The sequence below is a fragment of the Pseudomonas sp. efr-133-TYG-23 genome (genome assembly GCF_030209215.1).
Lineage (GTDB): Bacteria > Pseudomonadota > Gammaproteobacteria > Pseudomonadales > Pseudomonadaceae > Aquipseudomonas > Aquipseudomonas rhodesiae.
Genome location: NZ_JARVSL010000022.1, coordinates 21,439 through 44,891, shown reverse-complemented (window position 1 = coordinate 44,891; position 23,453 = coordinate 21,439). Strand labels below are relative to the sequence as shown.

The 23,453-nt window shown below is 56.7% G+C and carries 20 protein-coding genes; 14 read left to right on the top strand and 6 right to left on the bottom strand.

Features of this window, described 5'->3' with window-relative positions:
• Window positions 1-32 precede the first annotated feature (32 nt).
• Window positions 33-1,289, bottom strand: coding sequence for an NADP-dependent isocitrate dehydrogenase (gene icd, locus QRN41_RS15915; protein WP_034098676.1), 1,257 nt, complete (start codon window positions 1,287-1,289; stop codon window positions 33-35).
• Between the two features lie 493 nt (window positions 1,290-1,782).
• Here icd and QRN41_RS15910 point away from each other — a divergent pair, with 493 nt between their 5' ends.
• Window positions 1,783-4,008: an NADP-dependent isocitrate dehydrogenase gene (locus QRN41_RS15910; RefSeq protein ID WP_094065843.1), complete on the top strand. Its 2,226-nt coding sequence runs from the start codon at window positions 1,783-1,785 to the stop codon at window positions 4,006-4,008.
• A gap of 56 nt (window positions 4,009-4,064) precedes the next feature.
• Here the strand turns inward: QRN41_RS15910 and QRN41_RS15905 are convergent, their stop codons facing one another.
• The 5 genes from QRN41_RS15905 to QRN41_RS15885 all read right to left on the bottom strand — a co-directional run bounded on the left by QRN41_RS15905 (window position 4,065) and on the right by QRN41_RS15885 (window position 9,585).
• Window positions 4,065-4,943, bottom strand: coding sequence for a LysR family transcriptional regulator (locus QRN41_RS15905; protein WP_047881871.1), 879 nt, complete (start codon window positions 4,941-4,943; stop codon window positions 4,065-4,067).
• Window positions 4,944-5,080: 137 nt separating this feature from the next.
• Window positions 5,081-6,634 (bottom strand): FAD/NAD(P)-binding protein, encoded by a 1,554-nt coding sequence (locus QRN41_RS15900; RefSeq protein WP_167417866.1) that lies wholly within the window; start codon window positions 6,632-6,634, stop codon window positions 5,081-5,083.
• Window positions 6,635-6,704: 70 nt separating this feature from the next.
• The gene (locus QRN41_RS15895; RefSeq protein ID WP_173603526.1) at window positions 6,705-8,228 is read right to left on the bottom strand and encodes an acyl CoA:acetate/3-ketoacid CoA transferase; all 1,524 of its coding nucleotides are present in this window, start codon (window positions 8,226-8,228) and stop codon (window positions 6,705-6,707) included.
• Window positions 8,225-8,650, bottom strand: a complete 426-nt coding sequence (locus QRN41_RS15890; protein ID WP_080761458.1) for a cupin domain-containing protein — start codon at window positions 8,648-8,650, stop codon at window positions 8,225-8,227. Before QRN41_RS15890 ends, QRN41_RS15895 begins: the two co-directional genes overlap by 4 nt.
• 38 nt (window positions 8,651-8,688) lie before the next feature.
• On the bottom strand, window positions 8,689-9,585 hold the full coding sequence (locus QRN41_RS15885; protein WP_285421809.1) for a DMT family transporter: 897 nt from the start codon (window positions 9,583-9,585) through the stop codon (window positions 8,689-8,691).
• 165 nt (window positions 9,586-9,750) lie between these two features.
• Between QRN41_RS15885 and QRN41_RS15880 the strand changes: the two genes are divergently transcribed.
• From QRN41_RS15880 to nuoF, 13 genes are all read left to right on the top strand, one after another.
• Window positions 9,751-10,197 (top strand): NUDIX hydrolase, encoded by a 447-nt coding sequence (locus QRN41_RS15880; protein WP_285421808.1) that lies wholly within the window; start codon window positions 9,751-9,753, stop codon window positions 10,195-10,197.
• Between the two features lie 59 nt (window positions 10,198-10,256).
• Window positions 10,257-11,381 carry a tRNA 2-thiouridine(34) synthase MnmA gene (gene mnmA / locus QRN41_RS15875; RefSeq protein ID WP_034098688.1) on the top strand — a complete coding sequence of 375 codons (1,125 nt, stop codon included), beginning with the start codon at window positions 10,257-10,259 and terminating at the stop codon, window positions 11,379-11,381.
• Entirely contained in the window at window positions 11,378-12,001 is a 624-nt protein-coding gene (gene hflD, locus QRN41_RS15870) for a high frequency lysogenization protein HflD (protein WP_034138583.1), read from the top strand. The genes mnmA and hflD overlap by 4 nt, the downstream gene beginning before the upstream one ends.
• Window positions 12,002-12,126: 125 nt before the next feature.
• Window positions 12,127-13,497 (top strand): adenylosuccinate lyase, encoded by a 1,371-nt coding sequence (purB, locus tag QRN41_RS15865; protein ID WP_034098692.1) that lies wholly within the window; start codon window positions 12,127-12,129, stop codon window positions 13,495-13,497.
• A gap of 83 nt (window positions 13,498-13,580) precedes the next feature.
• Window positions 13,581-14,747, top strand: a complete 1,167-nt coding sequence (locus tag QRN41_RS15860; RefSeq protein ID WP_123480084.1) for a ribosomal protein uL16 3-hydroxylase — start codon at window positions 13,581-13,583, stop codon at window positions 14,745-14,747.
• Window positions 14,740-15,162 carry a GNAT family N-acetyltransferase gene (locus QRN41_RS15855; RefSeq protein ID WP_034098695.1) on the top strand — a complete coding sequence of 141 codons (423 nt, stop codon included), beginning with the start codon at window positions 14,740-14,742 and terminating at the stop codon, window positions 15,160-15,162. The genes QRN41_RS15860 and QRN41_RS15855 overlap by 8 nt, the downstream gene beginning before the upstream one ends.
• 218 nt (window positions 15,163-15,380) lie before the next feature.
• Entirely contained in the window at window positions 15,381-16,118 is a 738-nt protein-coding gene (locus QRN41_RS15850; protein ID WP_167417870.1) for a secretin N-terminal domain-containing protein, read from the top strand.
• Between the two features lie 508 nt (window positions 16,119-16,626).
• The gene (gene aceA / locus QRN41_RS15845) at window positions 16,627-17,952 is read left to right on the top strand and encodes an isocitrate lyase (protein WP_034138586.1); all 1,326 of its coding nucleotides are present in this window, start codon (window positions 16,627-16,629) and stop codon (window positions 17,950-17,952) included.
• Between the two features lie 655 nt (window positions 17,953-18,607).
• Entirely contained in the window at window positions 18,608-19,021 is a 414-nt protein-coding gene (locus tag QRN41_RS15840) for an NADH-quinone oxidoreductase subunit A (RefSeq protein ID WP_003219575.1), read from the top strand.
• A 10-nt stretch (window positions 19,022-19,031) separates the two neighbouring features.
• Window positions 19,032-19,706 (top strand): NuoB/complex I 20 kDa subunit family protein, encoded by a 675-nt coding sequence (locus tag QRN41_RS15835; RefSeq protein WP_003219572.1) that lies wholly within the window; start codon window positions 19,032-19,034, stop codon window positions 19,704-19,706.
• 72 nt (window positions 19,707-19,778) lie between these two features.
• A complete protein-coding gene (gene nuoC, locus QRN41_RS15830) occupies window positions 19,779-21,563 on the top strand; it encodes an NADH-quinone oxidoreductase subunit C/D (RefSeq protein WP_285421807.1) in 1,785 nt (594 codons plus the stop codon).
• A 2-nt stretch (window positions 21,564-21,565) separates the two neighbouring features.
• Entirely contained in the window at window positions 21,566-22,063 is a 498-nt protein-coding gene (gene nuoE / locus QRN41_RS15825; protein ID WP_003174721.1) for an NADH-quinone oxidoreductase subunit NuoE, read from the top strand.
• Window positions 22,060-23,418, top strand: a complete 1,359-nt coding sequence (gene nuoF / locus QRN41_RS15820; RefSeq protein ID WP_034098702.1) for an NADH-quinone oxidoreductase subunit NuoF — start codon at window positions 22,060-22,062, stop codon at window positions 23,416-23,418. Before nuoE ends, nuoF begins: the two co-directional genes overlap by 4 nt.
• The last annotated feature ends 35 nt before the right edge of the window (window positions 23,419-23,453 follow it).

Sequence of the window (23,453 nt, the reverse complement as noted above, 5' to 3'; positions counted from 1 at the left end):
GGTTCAGCAGAATGGCCGTTTTTTAGCCTGCCTTACATATGCGAAATCAACGCATCACCAAAGCCTGACGACGACACCAGCTTCGCACCCTCCATCAGGCGCTCGAAATCATAGGTCACGGTCTTGGCCGAAATCGCCCCGTTGGTGCCCTTGATGATCAAGTCCGCAGCTTCGGTCCAGCCCATATGGCGCAACATCATTTCCGCCGACAGAATCAGCGAACCTGGGTTGACCTGGTCTTTGCCCGCATATTTGGGCGCTGTGCCGTGGGTGGCTTCGAACATCGCCACGGTGTCGGACAGGTTGGCGCCTGGCGCGATACCAATCCCGCCCACCTCCGCCGCGAGGGCATCGGACAGGTAGTCACCGTTGAGGTTAAGGGTCGCGATCACGTCATATTCGGCCGGACGCAGCAGTATCTGCTGGAGCATGGCGTCAGCAATCGCATCTTTGACCACCACGTTCTTACCGGTTTTCGGGTTCTTGAACTGCATCCAAGGACCGCCATCCAACAGAGTCGCGCCAAACTCCTGCGCAGCCACTTCGTAGGCCCATTCTTTGAAGGCACCTTCGGTGAACTTCATGATGTTGCCTTTGTGCACGATGGTCAGCGAGTCACGGTCGTTATCCACGACATATTGCAGGGCTTTACGCGCCAGACGCTGAGTACCTTCTTTGGACACCGGCTTGACGCCAATCCCGCAGTCCTGGTCGAAGCGAATCTTAGTGACGCCCATTTCCTCCTTGAGGAACTTGATCACTTTGATCGCTTCCGGCGAACCGGCCTTCCATTCGATACCGGCATAAATATCTTCGGAGTTCTCACGGAAGATGGTCATGTCCACATCGCCGGGCTTTTTCACCGGGCTGGGCACGCCTTCGAACCAGCGCACAGGGCGCAGGCACACATACAGATCGAGTTGCTGGCGCAGGGCAACGTTCAACGAACGGATACCGCCACCCACCGGGGTAGTCAACGGGCCCTTGATCGACACCACGTAGTCCTTAACTGCATCCAGGGTTTCCTGAGGCAGCCAGGTATCTTGGTCGTAAACCTGTGTCGCTTTCTCGCCGGCATAGACCTCCATCCAGGAAATCTTGCGCTTGCCGCCGTAAGCCTTGGCAACCGCTGCGTCGACTACCTTGATCATCACCGGGCTGATGTCGACGCCAATGCCGTCACCCTCGATGAACGGGATGATCGGGTGGTCAGGAACATTGAGAGAATGGTCTGCGTTGACGGTGATTTTGTCGCCGACTGCCGGAACCTGAATCTTCTTGTATCCCATGCTGAACTCCATCGTTGGATTGAACATCTGGCTGCGTTCGAGCCTACTCCAGATAAATGGCGACTGAAACCTTGCGCCATGCTCATTTGCATCGAAAACAGCATAAATTGTCGCCTACAAACCTGAAAGCAAAGGGAAAAACGCCAATCTTGAGCACATCGTGCGACTTTAGGCGTAAACCGGTACCTGCGACCTTTAGACCAATGGACGACCCACCTTTTGTATGAAGGCTCAGCGTAAGCATAGCGACCTATGTATAATGCCGCCGCTGACCCAAGAGTCACGCCGGCAGACCGCTCTAGAACCGGGCCCTCCGCCAGAAAGCAGGACTATTACAATAGTCCACCCGCTTGACGCTCGACTGATGCAACCCAACATCACCGCGAAGAAACCTCGATATTTCGCTCATGGATGACTTTGAACGAACGCGCTCCACCCGGCGCATCTCGAGTTTCTGCGCACGCTTTCAGCAAAGAAGAGAGTTAATCCGAATATGCCCACCCGCTCGAAGATCATCTACACCTTCACCGACGAAGCTCCAGCCCTCGCCACCTATTCACTGCTGCCTATCGTAGAGGCCTTCACCGCTTCCGCTGATATTGCCGTGGAAACCCGCGACATTTCCCTCGCCGGGCGCATCCTCGCAAGCTTCCCCGAGCAACTGGGTAACAAGGCCGTACCGGACCACCTCGCCGAACTGGGCGACCTGGCCGTAACCCCTGAAGCCAACATCATCAAACTGCCTAACATCAGCGCCTCGACCCCTCAATTGCAGGCGGCGATCAAAGAATTGCAGGCCCAGGGCTACGCCCTCCCGGACTATCCGGAAACCGTAACCACCGACGCGGAAAAAGAAACCCGTGCCCGTTACGACAAGGTCAAAGGCAGCGCCGTAAACCCGGTACTGCGCGAAGGCAACTCCGACCGCCGCGCTCCGCTGTCGGTCAAGAACTACGCACGCAAGCACCCGCACAAAATGGGCGCCTGGGCGGCGGACTCCAAGTCCCACGTCGCTCACATGAGCAACGGCGACTTCTACGGCAGCGAAAAAGCCGTACAAATCGAAGCCGCTGACGCCGTGAAGATCGAGCTGATTGCCAAAGACGGCACCGCCACCGTGCTGAAGGAAAAGACTTCCGTTCAGGCTGGCGAAATCCTCGACAGCGCCGTGCTGAGCAAGAACGCCCTGCGTTCGTTCATCGCCGCCGAGATCGAAGACGCCAAGCAAAAAGGCGTATTGCTGTCGGTCCACCTCAAAGCCACCATGATGAAGGTCTCCGACCCGATCATGTTCGGCCAGATCGTTGCCGAGTTCTATAAAGACGCCCTGACCAAGCACGCCGCCGTGCTGGAACAGATCGGCTTCAACCTGAACAACGGCATCGGCGACCTTTACGCTCGCATCAAGACCCTGCCGGCCGACCAACAAGCGCAGATCGAAGCCGACATCCAGGCCGTCTACGCCGCTCGCCCTTCCCTGGCGATGGTCAACTCGGACAAGGGCATCACCAACCTGCACGTGCCGAGCGACGTGATCGTCGACGCTTCGATGCCGGCCATGATCCGTGACTCCGGCAAAATGTGGGGCACCGACGGCCAACTGCACGACACCAAGGCTGTGATCCCGGATCGTTGCTACGCCACCATCTACCAAGCCGTCATCGAAGACTGCAAGGCCCATGGCGCGTTCGACCCAACCACCATGGGTAGCGTGCCGAACGTTGGCCTGATGGCCAAGAAAGCCGAAGAGTACGGTTCCCACGACAAGACGTTCCAGATCAAGGCTGACGGCGTGGTCCGCGTCACCGACAGCAAGGGCAACCTGCTGATGGAACAGAGCGTCGAAGCTGGCGACATCTTCCGCATGTGCCAGACCAAAGACGCGCCGATCCAGGACTGGGTCAAACTCGCCGTAAACCGTGCCCGCGCCAGCAACACCCCGGCCATTTTCTGGCTGGACCCTAAGCGCGCCCACGACGGCGTGGTGGTCGAGAAAGTTCAGGCCTACCTGAAAGACCACAACACCGAAGGTTTGGACATCCGAATCATGTCGCCGGTCGACGCGATGAAGTTCACCCTGGAACGCACCCGCAAGGGCCTGGACACCATCTCGGTGACCGGCAACGTCCTGCGTGACTACCTGACCGACCTGTTCCCAATCATGGAACTGGGCACCAGCGCCAAAATGCTGTCCATCGTGCCGCTGATGAACGGCGGCGGCCTGTTCGAAACCGGCGCTGGCGGCTCTGCACCGAAGCACGTACAACAACTGCTGGAAGAAAACTTCCTGCGCTGGGACTCCCTGGGTGAATTCCTGGCCCTGGCCGCGTCCCTCGAACACCTGGGCGTCACCTACAACAACCCGAAGGCCCTGGTACTGTCCAAGACCCTGGACCAGGCCACCGGTCAGTTCCTGGACAACAACAAGTCGCCATCGCGCAAAGTCGGCAACATCGACAACCGCGGCAGCCACTTCTACCTGGCGCTGTACTGGGCCCAGGCCCTGGCCGCTCAGACCGAAGACACGGCATTGCAAGCACAGTTCGGCGAACTGGCCAAAACCCTGGCTGCGAACGAAGCGACCATCGTCGCCGAGCTCAATGCCGTACAGGGCAAGCCAGTGGACATCGGCGGCTACTACGCACCGAACCCTGAGCTGACCAGCAAGGCCATGCGCCCGAGCAACACGTTTAACGCGGCGATTGCCAAGTTGAAGTAAGGTTGTAAAGCAGCATCACAAACCCCGGCCAAGTGTCGGGGTTTGTGTTTTCTAAGTCATTGCTTAATATTGGCATACTCTGAAATCCATACTGAGCGAATCAACTCAAGCACCTCGCGCCTATACACAGGATTCCAACCCGCTCGCTCTTTAGGTATCACTCCAAATTGAGGTAACTTCGGCAAACTTGAGAAATTTTCTAGACTTTTTAAACCCGATACATGCGCAATAAAAGGTAGCAATGTAATACCAATTCCCGCCTGAACTGCAGACCTCAGCGACATCAAATCCTCCGACTCATAAACACAATGCCATTTGATAGCGCAGCCCTCTAGACTCCGAATCGCCAGACTACGAAACCCGCAGGGCGGCTTGAACAAAGCGAGAGGAACGTTATGCACGTTATCGATCAAGTCAGCGCTTTCACCAGCAAACCACCTTACCGATAACGTATGCCAAGGATGCTCATGTGTTTCTTTTAATTCATCTATCACGAGGCATAGGTCGATCTTGCCCTCATTTACCGCCTCTCTTAGCAAACCAGACCTAGCGACCTTTACCACCAGCTGTATAGCAGGAAAGTGAGCAGCCATGCTGGAAATAATTTTGGGGAGCACCCCCTCACAAAAATGCTCTGGCATACCCATTACAATTATTTCTCTTTTCTCAACCACTTCAAAAAGCCTACCAATTTTATCGTTACAAACAACGATATCCTTGGCATAACCGAAAAGTTTCTCTCCTTCCACCGTCAAAAACACCTGTCGATTTTCCCTTGCAAATAACTCCACACCTAACAAATCTTCTAATCGCTTGATCTGCTGGCTAATGGCAGGCTGAGTGAGGCTTAAAGCTTCGGCTGCGCGCGTAAAACTTTTGGTTTCGCTTACTTTTATAAAGCTTCGCAAAGACTGAACATCAAGATTGACTCTCATGACGCACACCTACCAAAATAAATATTCCAATTTTGGCAAATCAACGTCTCACTCGCCACTAGCTGTTCGGCTAGGGAAAAACTGAATTTACGAGTAAAAAATACAAAAAATGTTTAATTTGAGATTTTTCCGTCATTTTATGCCAGCAATTGAGCTTTAAGCGAATGAAAATGCGCATTGGAGGTTTGCGACAATCTAGCCAAAACATACTCTGCACGTTGCGTCGAATGGCGAGAATTAATCTCTAAAGCACTAGTAAAAAAGAACGCACCGCTCGTTAGCTCTCCCAGAACAGTGATTCTGTCATCCACACATCCTGACTGATTTATCAATCCGCCCGACTCAGCAGATACCTTTAACCCTCCGAATGGGTCTACACACCCAATTCCCTGCTGAATAATATTCTGCACCAAAAGATTATCAAACTTAGTAACATCGCGAGGGGTACCTGTAGCAACCACAACAGCGTCATAACCGCGGAAATATCTTTTCGACTGCTTAGCTACTTTCAAGGTAAATCTCCCATTATATTCAATAGACTGAAGCTCTCCCTTGATGATTGATAGCTGCCCAGACTCGACTAAAGACTTGATTTTTAGAGCATTTTCAATCGGAATTGAAACACGGTATGCCATCCACCAACTTGAATAACCCAGGAATCTTTTCTTATCCTCATCTGGCATTGCAGGCCAAATTAGATCAAGCACAGCATTCGTGGAATAGAGAACGGACTGCCAAAACCGTGGGTGACGGGCAGCAGCTATTTCCGCCTCAAGAAACTCCAAAGCCGGCCTTTGTGAACACATTGTCGACCAATCAGCATCAATCGGCTTGCCCTCCAAGGCTAATTCCTGCATCGCCCAACGAAGTACGTCTTCAAGCCGCACTACCCCAGCTCGAGAAATACAAGATCTAACAGTTTCCGGCGTTAGTATTGACGGCTTATAACGCCCCTGAGTCCCTCTGACACTAGGCAAGGCTCCCGTGCGCGAATGCATAGTAATGGGCCCTTTATGGCCATTAGCAGTAAGTCCGATCACCGCATCGATAGCACTCAGTCTTGAACCGACAATTGCAACACTCGCCTGCTTTTGAATCAGCCTGCATAGACGTTTGATAGGGTAAGGGCTGGAGAAAAAACCTTCAGCGCCAGCAAGGTGTCGGTGTTCCAGACTGCGCGCATTACCACAACTCAATACTACATGATCACTAGGGAAAGATAGATTTCCCTTTGTGGATACTACGACCCTTCCATCATGCGAAAAACTAAGATTAACGACTTCGTCATGCACTGCGATTAACTGGCAACCGAGTTCTACAGCTTTTTTAATGAGACATTGAAGCATGTGCGCAAGATATAGCCCAAATAAGGGTCGGGGTAGAAATGCATGCGGACATAGCTCAATATCAGGAAAATCATCTTCCCAAATTTCTCGATTAGCCAATAACCATCTGTAGAAATGCCCAGACTGGTCTGGGAAAGGCGAAATGAATTCGGCTCGTGTGTTTAAGATATTTGTACCGCAGTCCTCGGAATACGCAAGTCCTCGACCACATTGAGATTGCTTATCCACCAAAAAAATCGATAGATTCGAATGACATCCATGTCTCGCCAGCCCTTTTAAAAACGCGTAAATAAAAGAGACGCTTGAGGCACCTCCACCGATTATCGTTATAACCTCACCTGACATAACAACCTCCTACATAATTTTCTTACGAACACAAAACACCTAACCACTCAAAGAATTAGACACTATGCAGTTACAAAAAAAACAAATCCTCAGACATAAGCTTACAGCTGCTTGAAACTACAAACCCACCCTCTATGAACGGCATAATATCCCGCTCAACACTTATACCGGGAGCGACCTCTTCCAGATAAACAACCCTATCTCTCAATGCAAAAACAGCTCGCTCCGTTACATATATGACTCTCTGACCTAACGATTTAGAATGGTCGCCACTGAAAGTTAAATGTGAAACCTGACGAACGAATTTACTTACACGACCTTCCCGAACTATCCGGATTTGGCCCTTATTTATATTCACGATCAACCCTACCGCCGTGAAAGTGCCACAAAAAATAATACATCGTGCGGACTGAGAGATATTTATGAATCCACCTGCACCTTGTAACTTCTGACCAAACTTCGAGACATTAACATTGCCAAAGCTATCCATTTCAGCAAAGCCTAAGCACGCTACATCAATTCCGCCACCTTCATAGAAATCAAACAAAGCCGCCTGTTCAATGATACTCTGTGGGCGATAGCTGGCACCAAATGACAGCCCAGCTGCTGGCCTGCCACCTATAACGCCGGACTCAACAGTAAAGCTCATCGATTCCGCACAGCCCAACTCCTCAGCCACCTGAGCAATAGCTACCGGTATACCAATACCGAGATTGATAACTCGGGCATTTTGATGCTGAATTTCCTGCAAAGCTCTCCTAGCAATAACTCTCTCTGCACACGAAATCGACCTTGTACCAGGGGTGAGCACTCCCGGACGTGTAAACGCTGAGTCATGTGCCACGCCGTAAGTTTGAGGATGCTCACCAGGGCGCGAAACTGTCACGTAATCTACCAATAGTCCGGGGACTTTGACGTCATGCGGCTCGATATCATGCAAACCTACTAAACTTTCAACCTGCACAATCACTATTCCACCACAGTTTTTAACTGCCATTGCCTGCGCTAGAGCGTCACTATGAGACACTTCCCGCTCCATCGAAATATTGCCCAAGGGATCACAAGATGTCCCTCTTAACAACGCACAGTCGACCTTAATAGCAGGGTAAAAAAGCATTGACTTATCATTGATAAAAATTTTCTGAACGAGCGCACGTGCCGCCCGCATATTTAAGCGTCCTCCCTCATAATCAGGATCAACGAAAGTATTTAAGCCGATATTCGAAATCACCCCAGGCTTTTTCGCCGCAATCGCGCGAAAAAGCTGACTAATGACCCCCTGCGGCCAATTATGGGCCTCTATCTCTCCTAGGCGCGCCATATTTCCCAGCCGTGGAATAAGCCCCCAGAACCCTCCAATTACCTTATCCACCAGCCCACTCTGGGCCAAAACGTCTAAGCCCCTTTCTTCAAGATCTCCAGCAGCAGAGGCAAAGAGCAGACTAAGTTTACGAGGCCGCCCCTCTCGCTTGTAACGATCGCCGATTGCTCGAGTAAGTCCATCAGGATGCCCACAACTACCAAACCCCCCAGGGATAACTGTCCATCCATCTTCAATTAGCTCTGCCGCTCGTCGCTCGCTAATAACTTTCATGCTACAGCCTCTGCATTCAGACACGTCACAGGCTGAACCGGCTGCTCCCAGACGACTAAAAACGTGCATCCTGAAGGAGACGAAAGTTGGTGGGTAGAGCCAGGAGGGTACACTTGGAGCGCACCTATCGTATGTCGCCCTCTGTCATCGACAAGTTCGCCATCGACCACCAGCACCAACTCCCAGCCCAGATGTATATGCCTGGGCGTTAGAGCGCCACCGTCATAACGCACCAGTGCAGCCACTGATCCTTCCCCATTGCGCCTCGCATCATAAAGGTAAAATATTGAGACGCCCTTTCGCCCATCAATTTCATAAGGCTCAAAATTTAAACAATCAACTCCATCGATATACAACCCTCCTCCTGATCGGCAAATTTTATCGCTCAATATATTTTTATTATTTATCTCGTTTTTATTCATTGTTATTCTCCTGCTAAGAGGTACTCAGTAATTCAGGCTTATTTTGCTCGCGAATGATTCATCAAATAAACTCCTCCCCCCGAAACAATAAACCCCACAATCACTACTACGCTCGGCACCTCCCCCAACACTAACGCCGCCATGATCTGCGTAACCGCCGGAATCACATGAAATAAGTTCGTCGCTTTACTCGCCTCTCCCCGCCGAATCATCAAATACAATATCGTCAGTGCGCCTACAGAATTCATCAAACTAATCCAGGCCACCGAGGCAATAAAAGGCATCCACTGCGTCACCTGCATGGTTTCAGCGGCGCAAGCCAGCATCAACATGACCAGCGACGCAGTAACCATTTGAATGAAGCAACCCACCCACAGATTGACCCCACCCAGAAAACGCTTCTGATAAAGAGTACCGAGGGTGATGCCCAACAGCGCCAATCCCACCGCGCCATAGCCGCCTACTGGTGCGTCGGCGCCTGAAAAACTGTTGCCGACAACAATGACCACTCCTCCGACACCCAGAATCGAACCTGGCAGGTCGCGCCAGCTCAATTGCTCACCCAAACAGAAATAGGCGCCGATCACGACGAATATGGGCATCAACCCGACAATCAGTGCAGCTTGCCCGGCGGGGACGCCCTGACTTATTCCGGTGTAGAGACCGCCGAATTGCAGAGCCTGCAAGAGCACGCCCACGACTACCGCATGAAGGTAAGGTGCAAGCCGCCTCGGCCATTCAGCCTTTATCGCAAGCGCCACCCCCAGAAACACCAGAGCAGCCAAGGCAAACCGATAGAACGTCATGGTGAAGGGCTCGCCATAACGCACACCGAACGCACCGCCGATGTAGCCGGAACTCCAAAGCAGAATGAAGGCAATGGGCAGGGGCGATGTAAGGCGTACTTCGTAGCGTTTGTGCGCAATCGGGTTCATAACACTCTCCAGACTGATAACTCTGGAGAGATAAACTGCGCCAGCAGCTGAAGTCGGTAAAATCATAAAATGTCAGGTGCATCATGCAGATTGCTTATGCACCACCCCATCATCGCTGCGATCCGGCTCCAAGACTGGGTTACATTCAGAACCAAGAGGTATCTCATGACCTGGCAACCCCACATCACCGTCGCCACCATCGTCGAAGACAATGGCAAGTTCCTGATGGTCGAAGAACTTAAGGGCGGTCGCGCCGTACTCAATCAGCCGGCCGGCCACCTCGATCCACATGAAACCCTGACCGAAGCCGCCGTACGCGAAACCCTAGAGGAAACCGGTTGGGACGTGGAAGCGACCGGTATCGTCGGCATCTACCTGTACACCGCCCCCAGCAACGGCGTGACCTATCAACGGGTGTGTTTTATCGCCAAAGCGCTGAAACACCACCCGGACTATCAATTGGACGAAGGCATCCTGCGCGCCCGATGGCTCACCCGCGACGAGTTGATGGACCTGCGCGACAGTTGGCGCAGCGAGCTGATCATCCGTTGCATCGACGATTATTTGAGCGGCCTGCACCATAGCCTCGCATTGATCCGCCCTTCTCTTTAGCCTTAGAGGCCGCAGCCTGTTAGAATCGCGTCCTTTTTCAAGACACCCGTTGAAACCCTATGCGTGATCCAGCCCCTTCTGACACACAAAAGAAGCGCGTCATCGTCGGCATGTCCGGCGGCGTGGATTCTTCCGTTTCCGCCGTTCTGCTCATGGAGCAGGGCTATGAGGTGGAAGGCCTGTTCATGAAGAACTGGGAAGAAGACGATGGAACGGAATATTGCACCGCCATGGACGACCTGGCGGATGCCCAGGCAGTGTGCGACAAGATCGGTATCAAGCTGCACACCGCCAACTTCGCCGCCGAGTACTGGGACAACGTGTTCGAGCACTTCCTGGCCGAATACAAGGCCGGTCGCACGCCGAACCCGGACATCCTGTGCAACCGCGAAATCAAGTTCAAGGCGTTCCTCGACTACGCCATGATGCTCGGCGCCGACCTGATCGCTACTGGCCACTATGTGCGCCGTCGCGATATCGACGGGCGCACCGAGCTGCTCAAGGGCCTGGACCCGAACAAAGACCAGAGTTACTTCCTGCATGCCGTCGGTGGCGAACAGATCGCCAAGACCTTGTTCCCCGTGGGCGAACTGGAAAAGCCCGAAGTGCGCAAGATTGCCGAGCAGCACGGCCTGGCCACCGCCAAGAAGAAGGATTCCACCGGGATCTGCTTTATCGGCGAACGCCGCTTCAGCGACTTCCTCAAGCAATACCTGCCGGCACAACCGGGCGAGATCAAGACCACCGAAGGTGAAGTCATCGGCCGTCATCATGGCCTGATGTATCACACCATCGGTCAACGCCAGGGCCTGGGGATCGGCGGCCTAAAAGACGCCGGTGAAGAACCGTGGTACGTGCTGGTTAAAGACCTGGAGCACAACGTGCTGATCGTCGGCCAGGGCAATGAACATCCGCTGCTATTCTCCGGCGCGCTGTTGGCGTCGGAGATCTACTGGGTCAACCCGATCGACCTCAGCACCCCGCGTCGCCTGACCGCCAAAGTGCGCTATCGCCAGAGCGATCAGCCCTGCACCCTGGAAAAAACCGCCAACGGCTACCGCGCCACCTTCGATGACCCGCAACGCGCTGTCACCCCTGGCCAGTCCGTGGTGTTCTATGACGGCGAGATCTGCCTGGGCGGTGGCGTGATCGAAGTCGCCGAACCCTGGAGCAACCCGGCATGAGCCCGATCCAGGAGCAATTGACCGCACTGGGCGGTGTATTTCTGGCCGCCGTGCTGGTGGACAAGATCGCCAAGACCGGCCAGGTCAGCGAGGCGGGCCTGACCTGCATGCTCGGCAGCCTGCTGATCCGCGACCCCAAGGACACCCTGGAAGTCTACGGTGGCGACGACCTGGCGCTGCGTGAAGGTTATCGCGCCCTGATCGGCGCCCTGGAACGCGACCCCAGCACCTTGCAACGCGAGCCACTGCGGTACGCCCTGTCGATGCTCGGTCTGGAGCGCCAATTGGCCAAGCGCGAGGACATGCTGGAGACCATCGGCAAGCGTCTGCCACAAATCCAGTCCCAGGTGGAGCACTTCGGCCCGGCCCACGAAAACGTGATCGCCGCCTGTGGTGCGCTGTACCAAGACACCTTGAGCACCCTGCGCCAACGCATCCAGGTGCATGGCGACATGCGCAACCTGCAACAACCGAACAATGCTTCGAAGATCCGCGCCCTATTGCTGGCCGGTATTCGTTCGGCGCGGTTATGGCGCCAGTTGGGCGGTCATCGTTGGCAGTTGGTCATCAGCCGTCGCAAATTGCTTAAAGAGCTTTACCCGTTGATGCGCAACGAATAAGTCGCAGCAGCAGGCTGTTTTCAAGCCGTTACGCGTAATACGCCGGTCAGTTGGCGACGGACCGGCGGATTTTTTCATGTATGATACGCGCCCCATTTCGTTGCCCGACTGTCCGAGAACACCCCATGCAGCTCTCTTCGCTCACTGCGGTTTCCCCTGTTGACGGCCGCTACGCCGGCAAAACCCAGGCCCTGCGCCCAATTTTCAGCGAGTACGGCCTGATCCGTGCCCGCGTCCTGGTTGAAGTGCGCTGGCTCCAGCGCCTGGCCGCTCACCCTGCCATCAGCGAAGTGCCGGCGTTTTCCGCCGAAGCCAACGCCGTGCTCAACACCCTGGCGGAAAATTTCTCCCTGGAGCACGCCGAGCGTGTAAAAGAGATCGAGCGCACCACCAACCACGACGTCAAAGCCATCGAGTACCTGCTCAAAGAGCAAGCGGCCAAGCTGCCGGAACTGGCCCAGGTCAGCGAGTTCATCCACTTTGCCTGCACCAGCGAGGACATCAATAACCTGTCCCACGCCCTGATGCTGCGCGAAGGCCGTGATGACGTGATGCTGCCGCTGATGCGCCAGACCGCCAACGCTATCCGCGAGCTGGCGATCCGCTTCGCCGACGTGCCGATGCTGTCGCGCACCCACGGCCAACCGGCCTCGCCTACCACCCTGGGCAAAGAGCTGGCCAACGTGGTCTACCGCCTGGAGCGCCAGATCGCCCAAGTGGCCGCCGTGCCGTTGCTGGGCAAGATCAACGGCGCCGTGGGCAACTACAACGCCCACCTGTCGGCCTACCCCGAGATCGACTGGGAAGCCAACGCCCGTGCATTTATCGAAGACGAGCTGGGCCTGGGCTTCAACCCGTACACCACACAGATCGAACCGCACGACTACATCGCCGAGCTGTTCGACGCCATTGCGCGCTTCAACACCATCCTGATCGACTTCGATCGCGATATCTGGGGCTACATCTCCCTGGGCTATTTCAAGCAGCGCACCATTGCCGGCGAAATCGGTTCGTCGACCATGCCGCACAAGGTCAACCCGATCGACTTCGAAAACTCCGAAGGCAACCTCGGCATCGCCAACGCCCTGTTTCAGCACCTGGCCAGCAAGTTGCCGATCTCTCGCTGGCAGCGCGACCTGACCGACTCCACCGTACTGCGTAACCTCGGCGTGGGCTTCGCCCACAGCGTGATCGCGTACGAAGCCAGCCTCAAAGGCATCAGCAAACTGGAACTCAACGAGCAGAAAATCGCCGCTGACCTGGACGCTTGCTGGGAAGTACTGGCCGAGCCGATCCAGACCGTGATGCGTCGCTACAACATCGAAAACCCCTACGAGAAGCTCAAAGAGTTGACGCGTGGCAAGGGCATCAGCCCTGAAGCGTTGCAAACTTTCATCGATGGCCTGGATATGCCAGCTGCTGCCAAGGCCGAGCTGAAACTCCTCACCCCGGCCAACTACATCGGTAATGCCGTGGCCCAGGCCAAGCGCATCTGATCCAAGCAAGACCCTTGAGACGCCCGGCCGCGCCGGGCGTTTTTATTCCAGTCTGAAAAGTGCTTTTTTTCAATAGGTTACACATGAATCCTGATATCCCTCTTCAACTTCTGGGCGGCATCACGGCACGGGAATTCCTGCGCGACTACTGGCAGAAAAAACCGTTGCTGATCCGTCAGGCCATCCCTGACTTCGAAAGCCCCATCGACGCCGACGAACTGGCCGGCCTGGCACTGGAAGAAGAAGTCGAATCGCGCCTGGTGATCGAGCACGGCGAGCGTCCGTGGGAACTGCGCCGCGGCCCGTTTGCCGAAGACGCCTTCAGCACACTGCCCGAGCGCGAATGGACCCTGCTGGTGCAAGCGGTCGATCAGTTCGTACCGGAAGTGGCCGAACTGCTAGAGCAGTTCCGCTTCCTGCCAAGCTGGCGCATCGACGATGTGATGATCAGCTTTGCCGCGCCCGGCGGCAGCGTCGGCCCGCACTTCGATAACTACGATGTGTTCCTGCTGCAGGCCCAAGGCAAGCGCAACTGGAAGATCGGCCAGATGTGCAGCTCCGAGAGCCCGCTGCTGCAACATGCCGACCTGCGCATCCTGGCTGAATTCGAAGAAAGCGCCGAATGGGTACTGGAACCGGGTGACATGCTCTACCTGCCACCGCGCCTGGCCCACTACGGCATTGCCGAAGACGATTGCATGACCTACTCCGTCGGCTTCCGCGCCCCAAGCGCAGCCGAGGTGTTGACCCACTTCACCGACTTCCTCGCTCAATACCTGACCGACGAAGAGCGCTACACCGACGCCGACGTCCAACCGGTCAGCGACCCGCACCAGATCCAGAGCGACGCCCTCGATCGCCTCAAGAGCCTGCTGGCCGAGCATATGAGTGACGAGCGCATGCTGCTGACCTGGTTCGGCCAGTTCATGACCGAGCCGCGCTATCCGGAGCTAGTGGCCGGCGAAGAGCTGGGAGAAGAGGACTTCATCAACAGCCTGGAAGACGGCGCGATTCTGGTGCGCAACCCGAGCGCGCGCATGGCCTGGTCGGAAGTGGACGATGACGTGCTGCTGTTCGCCAGCGGCCAGAGTCGCTACCTGCCGGGTAAATTGCGCGAACTGCTGAAAATGATTTGCTCCGCCGATGCCCTGCACGCCGAGAACCTCGGCCCATGGCTGGCGGACGAAGACGGTCGAGCTCTGCTGTGCGAACTGGTCAAGCAAGGAAGCCTGGGATTTGCCGATGAATAAGATTCACGTAAGTGTCGCGGACTGGCATAAGGATATCGCCGAGATTCGGCGCATTCGTGAAGCGGTGTTTATCGCTGAACAATCGGTCCCACCTGAACTGGAGTGGGACTCGGACGACGCAGATGCCATGCATTTTCTCGCGTACGAGGGTGACTTTCCGATTGGTACCGCTCGCCTGCTGCCCAGCGGCGAGATCGGTCGCGTGTCGGTACTCAAGGACTGGCGCGGTCTAAAGGTAGGCGACAAGCTGATGGAGGCGGTGATCGAAGCGGCTGAGAAACGTGGCCAGACCAAGCAATTCCTCAGCGCCCAGGTGTATGCCGCACCGTTCTATGAGCGCTTGGGTTTCGAGATCGTCAGCGATGAGTTCCTGGAAGTCGGGATCCCTCATGTCGATATGGTGCGCGGAGCCTGATTCGAGATCGCGTCGCTGCTATCGGGGGCAAGCCCCCCTTCCACATTTGAAATGTACAGGGTCAACATGTGGGAGGGGGCTTGCCCCCGATAGCTATTTCAGCACCACCAGCAATGCCCTGCCATGTGGGGCATTTTGCCGTCTACGATTCAATAAGCGACCGCCCAGGCCGACAAACTGGCACTATCACGCCTAATTGACTCGCAGAGATAACGGACATGTCCCTACGTACCCTGCTTACCGCCCTTCTCCTGGCCGTCAGCGTCTCGGCCAACGCCGACACCGAAGTCGTCAACCTCAGCAACCGCACCAGCGCCGACCTGTTGCCGGTGGCGCAGAATTTTATCGGCAAGGACGGTACTGTCAGCGCCTATGGCAACCAGCTGATCGTCAACGCGGCCCCAGACAAGGTGCAGGGATTACGCACCCTGCTGGCACAACTGGATACGCCAGCCAAGCGCCTGCTGATCACCGTCGACACCAATGAAAACAATCAGCAGGACACCGGCGACAGCCAGACCCGCATCATCAGCTACGGCACCGTCAGCCGCGACGGCGGCATTCAGCAGATCCAGGCCAGTGAAGGCGTGCCCGCACTGATCCAGGTCGGCCAGAGCGTGCCGCTGACCACCACCTCGCAAGACAGCTACGGGCGCCTGCAAAACCAGACCCAGTATCGCAACGTCACCCAAGGGTTCTATGTCACCGCCAGCGTCACCGGCGACACCGTACACCTGGCGATCAGTACCAACCGTGACCGCATGAGCCAGGAACGTCCCGATGTAGTGAACGTGCAGAGCACCGACACAACCATCAGCGGCCGCTTGGGCGAGTGGATTCCTCTGGCCGGCATCAATCGCCAGACTCAGGCCGATAAAACCTCCACAACCCGCACCTACTCTACTCAGGGCCGCGATGACCTGACATTGCGGGTCAAGGTCGACACCCTGAACTGAAGCACCAAAAACTGACTGACGAGTCGTATTAGACTAAAGATGTAGTGCCTGAAAAAAAGCACTACAAAACATTTGACGATCGAAAAAAGCCTGGGCATGATGGCCTCGCTCCCGCTAATCAGGGGCCCTGGCAAGGGCCTTCGGATCGTCGCTCCAAGCTACCCACCCGAGCCGATTCGTGTCTGTACCGCCCACAAGGCGTGTTTGACGAGGTTGCGACTGGAACGAAGTTGTCCCGAGGGACGGAAGCTAACCAGGTAACCCGGCAACACACTGATGGATCGTACAAAGGCCCACGACGCCTGAAGACCGTTCGCAGTCTGCCCTTACCTGCTCAACTCCCCCCTTGAGCCCATCGTTCACCCCGTCGCCTACCCCGTCGAACCTGACCTGACCGCCTACGCTTCTGATCAGCGAGCAGCCATGACCACGCACTGACTACAGTGGCTGGCCAACGGAATGTTCAACCCAGTAGATTTTCCACAAAGACGCGACGAGGTTTTTCCCCATGGCACTGACACGCGAACAGCAAATTGCAGCCCTTGAAAAAGACTGGGCTGAGAACCCACGCTGGAAAGGCGTGACCCGCGCTTACTCCGCTGCTGACGTCGTCCGCCTGCGCGGCTCGGTTCAACCTGAGCACACCTTTGCAAAACTCGGCGCCGAGAAGCTGTGGAACCTGGTCACTCAAGGTGCCAAGCCATCCTTCCGTCCCGACAAAGATTTCGTTAACTGCATGGGCGCCCTCACTGGCGGCCAGGCAGTCCAGCAGGTAAAAGCCGGTATCCAGGCGATCTACCTGTCCGGCTGGCAAGTGGCGGCGGACAACAACTCCGCTGAATCCATGTACCCCGACCAATCGCTGTACCCGGTGGACTCCGTACCGACCGTGGTCAAGCGCATCAACAACTCGTTCCGTCGCGCCGACCAGATCCAGTGGAAAGCCGGCAAGAACCCAGGCGACGAAGGTTACATCGACTACTTCGCGCCGATCGTGGCTGACGCCGAAGCCGGTTTCGGCGGCGTACTGAACGCCTACGAGCTGATGAAGAGCATGATCGAGGCAGGCGCTGCCGGCGTGCACTTCGAAGACCAACTGGCGTCCGTGAAGAAATGCGGCCACATGGGTGGCAAGGTGCTTGTACCGACCCAGGAAGCCGTACAGAAACTGACCGCGGCGCGTCTGGCTGCTGACGTTGCCGGCACGCCGACCATCATCCTGGCCCGCACCGACGCCAATGCCGCCGACCTGCTGACTTCGGACTGCGACCCGTACGACCAGCCGTTCGTCACGGGCGAGCGTACCCAGGAAGGCTTCTACAAAGTGCGCGCAGGTCTGGATCAAGCCATCGCCCGCGGCTTGGCCTATGCCCCGTACGCCGACCTGATCTGGTGCGAAACCGCCAAGCCGGATCTGGCCGAAGCCCGTCGCTTCGCCGAAGCAATCAAGAAGGAATACCCGGACCAACTGCTGTCCTACAACTGCTCGCCTTCTTTCAACTGGAAGAAGAACCTGGACGACGCGACCATCGCAAAATTCCAGCGCGAACTGTCCGCCATGGGCTACAAGCACCAGTTCATCACCCTGGCCGGCATCCACAACATGTGGCACAGCATGTTCAACCTGGCGCACGACTACGCCCGCAACGACATGACCGCTTACGTCAAGCTGCAGGAGCAGGAGTTCGCTGACGCCGCCAAGGGCTACACCTTCGTGGCCCACCAGCAGGAAGTGGGCACCGGCTACTTCGACGACATGACCACCGTGATCCAGGGCGGCACCTCGTCCGTGACCGCGCTGACCGGTTCGACCGAAGAAGAGCAGTTTCACTGATCGATGTGAGTACACGGCCACGGCGGACTTCTTAAAAAGCTAACCGCAGTGCCGCACGATCTGACGCCCCGACTGGTTCGGGGCGTTTTTTTGCCCGCACACACCTCATCGATTCAATAAGGACCCAATGTGAGAGCGGGCTTGCCCCCGATAGAGGTGGATCAGCAAGAAAGCTATAGCCTGACACTCAGCCATCGGGGGCAACCACCCTCCCACATGAGGAACCTTGCAACCTGAAGATTTTGTACAAAACCTTGATCCAGAGCGGTATTCGTTGCAGATAAATCGGTTAAAAAATCCGCTTCAACAACTAGCGGTAACCGAGCAAGTAACGGCAACTTCCCTCGCCACACCACGACCACCCGCTTAAAACTCGCCCAAACAATATTCATTATCATTTAGAACATAGAAACTTCGTTACAACCTAAACAAAACACAATTGATCAAATGCCCGCTAATGCCCACGCCACAAGGGCTGCAGCCCCACAAAGGTGCACTATGTCCTTATTCCACCGAATAATTTCGCCATCGGAATTTTACTTGCCCGGTGTTTAGCCATAAAATCAACGCGATTGACTACGCTGCGACATATCGTCACTGCATCGTTACTTTTTTCGAGCTCAGAGACCTTTGCTCTCTGTTAAGGATTTCCAGCATGACCGAAGCGACAGGACTCATGGCCCACAACTGGGGCTTTGCCATTTTCCTCCTCGGTGTTGTCGGCCTCTGCGCCTTCATGCTCGGCGTCTCCAGCCTCCTCGGGTCAAAAGCCTGGGGCCGCAGCAAAAACGAACCGTTCGAGTCCGGCATGCTACCTACAGGTGGCGCCCGCTTGCGGCTCTCAGCCAAATTCTATCTGGTCGCGATGCTGTTCGTGATCTTCGATATCGAAGCCCTCTTTCTCTTTGCCTGGTCTGTGTCCGTCCGCGAAAGCGGCTGGACCGGATTCGTCGAAGCTCTCGTTTTCATAGCAATTCTGTTGGCAGGTCTTGTCTACCTGTTCCGAGTGGGCGCCCTTGACTGGGCTCCGGAAGCTCGTCGCAAGCGGCAAGCGAAGCTGAAACAATGAGGCTTTGGCGATGCAATACAATCTCACCAGGATCGACCCGGATGCTCCTAACGAGCAGTACCCCATCGGCGAACGGGAAACCGTCTCCGATCCGTTAGAAGATCAAGTCCACAAAAACATCTACATGGGCAAACTCGAAGACGTGCTGAGTGGCGCGGTCAACTGGGGGCGTAAGAACTCCCTGTGGCCGTACAACTTCGGCCTTTCGTGCTGCTACGTGGAAATGACCACCGCCTTCACGGCGCCCCACGACATTGCGCGCTTCGGCGCCGAAGTGATCCGGGCCTCGCCGCGCCAGGCGGATTTCATGGTTATCGCCGGTACCTGCTTTATCAAGATGGCGCCGATCATCCAGCGTCTCTACGAGCAAATGCTCGAGCCAAAGTGGGTTATCTCCATGGGTTCGTGCGCCAACTCCGGTGGCATGTACGATATCTACTCCGTGGTCCAGGGGGTGGACAAGTTCCTGCCCGTGGACGTCTACGTGCCTGGCTGCCCGCCCCGTCCTGAAGCATTTCTGCAAGGCTTGATGCTGTTGCAGGAATCGATTGGCAAGGAGCGTCGCCCACTTTCCTGGGTTGTCGGAGATCAAGGCGTATACCGCGCCGAGATGCCGTCACAAAAGGAACAGCGCCGCGAACAGCGTATTCAGGTCACCAACCTGCGCAGCCCCGACGAAGTCTGATCCAGCGCCGCTTCTTTCATAGAACGAAAACCTGGCTTCATTCTTTACGTTGACCGAAAGCGATAAAAAACCATGACTACAGGCAGTGCTCTGTACATCCCGCCTTATAAGGCAGACGACCAGGATGTGGTCGTCGAACTCAATAACCGTTTTGGCCCTGACGCCTTCACCGCCCAGGCCACGCGCACCGGTATGCCGGTGTTGTGGGTGGCGCGCGCCAAGCTCGTCGAAGTCCTGACCTTCCTGCGCCACCTGCCCAAGCCGTACGTCATGCTCTATGACCTGCATGGCGTGGACGAGCGTCTGCGCACCAAGCGCCAGGGGCTGCCGAGCGGCGCCGATTTCACCGTGTTCTATCACCTGATGTCGCTGGAACGTAACAGCGATGTGATGATCAAGGTCGCGCTGTCCGAGAGCGACCTGAGCATCCCGACCGTGACCGGCATCTGGCCGAATGCCAGCTGGTACGAGCGCGAAGTCTGGGACATGTTCGGCATCGACTTCCCGGGTCACCCGCACCTGTCGCGCATCATGATGCCGCCGACCTGGGAAGGTCACCCGTTGCGCAAGGACTTCCCGGCCCGTGCCACGGAATTCGACCCGTTCAGCCTCAACCTCGCCAAGCAGCAGCTTGAAGAAGAGGCCGCGCGCTTCCGCCCGGAAGACTGGGGCATGAAGCGTTCCGGCGCCAACGAGGACTACATGTTCCTCAACCTGGGCCCTAACCACCCTTCGGCCCACGGTGCCTTCCGCATCATCCTGCAGCTGGACGGCGAAGAAATCGTCGACTGCGTACCGGACATCGGCTACCACCACCGTGGCGCCGAGAAGATGGCCGAGCGTCAGTCCTGGCACAGCTTCATCCCGTACACCGACCGTATCGACTACCTCGGCGGCGTGATGAACAACTTGCCGTACGTGCTCTCAGTCGAGAAGCTGGCCGGCATCAAGGTGCCAGACCGCGTCGACACCATCCGCATCATGATGGCCGAGTTCTTCCGCATCACCAGCCACCTGCTGTTCCTGGGTACCTATATCCAGGACGTCGGCGCCATGACCCCGGTGTTCTTCACCTTCACCGACCGTCAGCGCGCCTACAAGGTCATCGAGGCCATCACCGGCTTCCGCCTGCACCCGGCCTGGTATCGCATTGGTGGTGTGGCCCACGACCTGCCGAACGGCTGGGAGCGCCTGGTCAAGGAGTTCGTCGAGTGGATGCCCAAGCGTCTGGACGAGTACCAGAAGGCCGCCCTGGACAACAGCATCCTCAAGGGTCGTACCATCGGCGTCGCCCAGTACAACACCAAGGAAGCCCTGGAATGGGGCGTCACCGGTGCTGGCCTGCGTTCCACCGGTTGCGATTTCGACCTGCGTAAAGCACGCCCTTATTCCGGCTATGAGAACTTCGAGTTCGAAGTACCGCTGGCGGCCAACGGCGATGCCTACGACCGTTGCATCGTGCGCGTCGAAGAAATGCGCCAGAGCCTGAAGATCATCGAGCAGTGCATGCGCAATATGCCGACCGGTCCCTACAAGGCGGATCACCCGCTGACCACGCCGCCACCGAAAGAACGCACTCTGCAGCACATCGAAACCCTGATCACGCACTTCCTGCAAGTTTCGTGGGGCCCGGTCATGCCGGCCAACGAATCCTTCCAGATGATCGAAGCGACCAAGGGTATCAACAGTTATTACCTGACGAGCGATGGCGGCACCATGAGCTACCGCACCCGGATTCGTACCCCAAGCTTCGCCCACTTGCAGCAGATCCCTTCGGTGATCAAAGGCGAGATGGTCGCGGACTTGATTGCGTACCTGGGTAGTATCGATTTCGTTATGGCCGACGTGGACCGCTAAGCATGAACAGCACGCTTATCCAGACAGACCGTTTCACCTTGAGTGAAACCGAGCGCTCGGCCATCGAGCACGAGCTGCATCACTACGAAGACCCGCGCGCGGCGTCGATCGAAGCCTTGAAGATCGTCCAGAAGGAACGTGGCTGGGTACCGGACGGTGCCCTTTACGCCATCGGCGAGATCCTCGGCATCCCCGCCAGCGACGTTGAAGGCGTGGCCACGTTCTACAGCCAGATCTTCCGTCAGCCGGTCGGCCGCCACATCATTCGCGTGTGCGACAGCATGGTCTGCTACATCGGCGGTCACGAATCCGTGGTCAGCGAAATCCAGAACAAGCTGGGCATCGGCCTCGGCCAGACCACCCCGGACGGCCGCTTCACGCTGCTGCCGGTGTGCTGCCTGGGCAACTGCGACAAGGCGCCGGCGTTGATGATCGACGACGACACATTCGGTGACGTACAGCCTGCTGGCGTGACCCAATTGCTCGAGGGCTACCCATGACCCTGACTTCTTTCGGCCCAGCCAACCGCATCCAGCGGTCGCCCGAAACTCATCCATTGACCTGGCGCCTGCGCGACGATGCCGAACCGGTATGGTTTGACGAGTACCAGGCCAAGAACGGTTACGCCGCAGCGCGCAAGGCCTTCGCCGACATGGCCCAGGACGATATCGTCCAGACCGTGAAAGACGCCGGCCTCAAAGGCCGCGGCGGTGCAGGCTTCCCCACGGGCGTCAAATGGGGCCTGATGCCCAAGGACGAATCCATCAACATCCGTTACCTCTTGTGCAACGCGGATGAAATGGAGCCGAACACCTGGAAAGACCGCATGCTGATGGAGCAACTGCCCCATCTGCTGATCGAAGGCATGCTGATCAGTGCTCGCGCACTGAAGACCTACCGTGGCTACATCTTCCTGCGCGGCGAATACACCACCGCCGCCAAGCACCTCAACCGTGCCGTGGAAGAAGCCAAGGCCGCCGGCCTGCTGGGCAAGAATATCCTCGGTTCGGGTTTTGACTTCGAACTGTTCGTGCACACCGGCGCTGGGCGTTATATCTGCGGTGAAGAAACCGCGTTGATCAACTCCCTCGAAGGCCGTCGCGCCAACCCGCGCTCCAAGCCGCCCTTCCCTGCCGCCGTGGGCGTTTGGGGCAAGCCGACCTGTGTGAACAACGTCGAGACCCTGTGCAACGTGCCGGCGATCATCGCCGACGGCGTGGACTGGTACAAATCCCTGGCCCGCGAAGGCAGCGAAGACATGGGCACCAAGCTCATGGGCTTCTCCGGCAAGGTCAAGAATCCTGGCCTGTGGGAGCTGCCCTTCGGCGTGACTGCCCGCGAGCTGTTCGAGGACTACGCCGGCGGCATGCGCGACGGCTACACCTTGAAAGCCTGGCAGCCGGGTGGCGCCGGTACCGGTTTCCTGCTGCCCGAGCACCTCGACGCCCAAATGTACGCCGGCGGCATCGGGAAGGTGGGCACCCGCATGGGTACGGGCCTGGCGATGGCGGTGGACAACACCGTCAACATGGTCTCGTTGCTGCGCAACATGGAGCAGTTCTTCGCCCGTGAATCCTGCGGCTTCTGCACCCCATGCCGCGATGGCCTGCCGTGGAGCGTCAAGCTGCTGATGGCCCTGGAAAAAGGCGAAGGCCGCGAGGGTGATATCGAGACCCTGCTGGGTCTGGTCGGTTTCCTCGGCCCAGGCAAGACCTTCTGCGCTCACGCACCGGGCGCCGTGGAGCCGTTGGGCAGCGCAATCAAATACTTCCGCTCTGAATTCGAGGCCGGCATCGCGCCAACCCGCGCAGGCGATCTCAATCAGGTGGTATCACCGACCATGGTCGGTGCGTAACGCTTAAACAGGCGAAGGGTCCGTGCCCTTCGCCT

What these genes read in the sequence shown, in the direction of transcription:
- QRN41_RS15860 (WP_123480084.1), top strand. Translation starts at nt 13,581, where the DNA reads ATGAATCCTGATATCCCTCTTCAACTTCTGGGCGGCATCACGGCACGG.
- QRN41_RS15895 (WP_173603526.1), bottom strand. Translation starts at nt 8,228, where the DNA reads ATGAAAGTTATTAGCGAGCGACGAGCGGCAGAGCTAATTGAAGATGGA.
- QRN41_RS15890 (WP_080761458.1), bottom strand. Translation starts at nt 8,650, where the DNA reads ATGAATAAAAACGAGATAAATAATAAAAATATATTGAGCGATAAAATT.
- QRN41_RS15835 (WP_003219572.1), top strand. Translation starts at nt 19,032, where the DNA reads ATGCAATACAATCTCACCAGGATCGACCCGGATGCTCCTAACGAGCAG.
- mnmA (WP_034098688.1), top strand. Translation starts at nt 10,257, where the DNA reads ATGCGTGATCCAGCCCCTTCTGACACACAAAAGAAGCGCGTCATCGTC.
- nuoE (WP_003174721.1), top strand. Translation starts at nt 21,566, where the DNA reads ATGAACAGCACGCTTATCCAGACAGACCGTTTCACCTTGAGTGAAACC.
- icd (WP_034098676.1), bottom strand. Translation starts at nt 1,289, where the DNA reads ATGGGATACAAGAAGATTCAGGTTCCGGCAGTCGGCGACAAAATCACC.
- QRN41_RS15880 (WP_285421808.1), top strand. Translation starts at nt 9,751, where the DNA reads ATGACCTGGCAACCCCACATCACCGTCGCCACCATCGTCGAAGACAAT.
- aceA (WP_034138586.1), top strand. Translation starts at nt 16,627, where the DNA reads ATGGCACTGACACGCGAACAGCAAATTGCAGCCCTTGAAAAAGACTGG.
- QRN41_RS15840 (WP_003219575.1), top strand. Translation starts at nt 18,608, where the DNA reads ATGACCGAAGCGACAGGACTCATGGCCCACAACTGGGGCTTTGCCATT.
- QRN41_RS15885 (WP_285421809.1), bottom strand. Translation starts at nt 9,585, where the DNA reads ATGAACCCGATTGCGCACAAACGCTACGAAGTACGCCTTACATCGCCC.
- QRN41_RS15900 (WP_167417866.1), bottom strand. Translation starts at nt 6,634, where the DNA reads ATGTCAGGTGAGGTTATAACGATAATCGGTGGAGGTGCCTCAAGCGTC.
- QRN41_RS15910 (WP_094065843.1), top strand. Translation starts at nt 1,783, where the DNA reads ATGCCCACCCGCTCGAAGATCATCTACACCTTCACCGACGAAGCTCCA.
- purB (WP_034098692.1), top strand. Translation starts at nt 12,127, where the DNA reads ATGCAGCTCTCTTCGCTCACTGCGGTTTCCCCTGTTGACGGCCGCTAC.
- QRN41_RS15855 (WP_034098695.1), top strand. Translation starts at nt 14,740, where the DNA reads ATGAATAAGATTCACGTAAGTGTCGCGGACTGGCATAAGGATATCGCC.
- nuoF (WP_034098702.1), top strand. Translation starts at nt 22,060, where the DNA reads ATGACCCTGACTTCTTTCGGCCCAGCCAACCGCATCCAGCGGTCGCCC.
- QRN41_RS15850 (WP_167417870.1), top strand. Translation starts at nt 15,381, where the DNA reads ATGTCCCTACGTACCCTGCTTACCGCCCTTCTCCTGGCCGTCAGCGTC.
- nuoC (WP_285421807.1), top strand. Translation starts at nt 19,779, where the DNA reads ATGACTACAGGCAGTGCTCTGTACATCCCGCCTTATAAGGCAGACGAC.
- QRN41_RS15905 (WP_047881871.1), bottom strand. Translation starts at nt 4,943, where the DNA reads ATGAGAGTCAATCTTGATGTTCAGTCTTTGCGAAGCTTTATAAAAGTA.
- hflD (WP_034138583.1), top strand. Translation starts at nt 11,378, where the DNA reads ATGAGCCCGATCCAGGAGCAATTGACCGCACTGGGCGGTGTATTTCTG.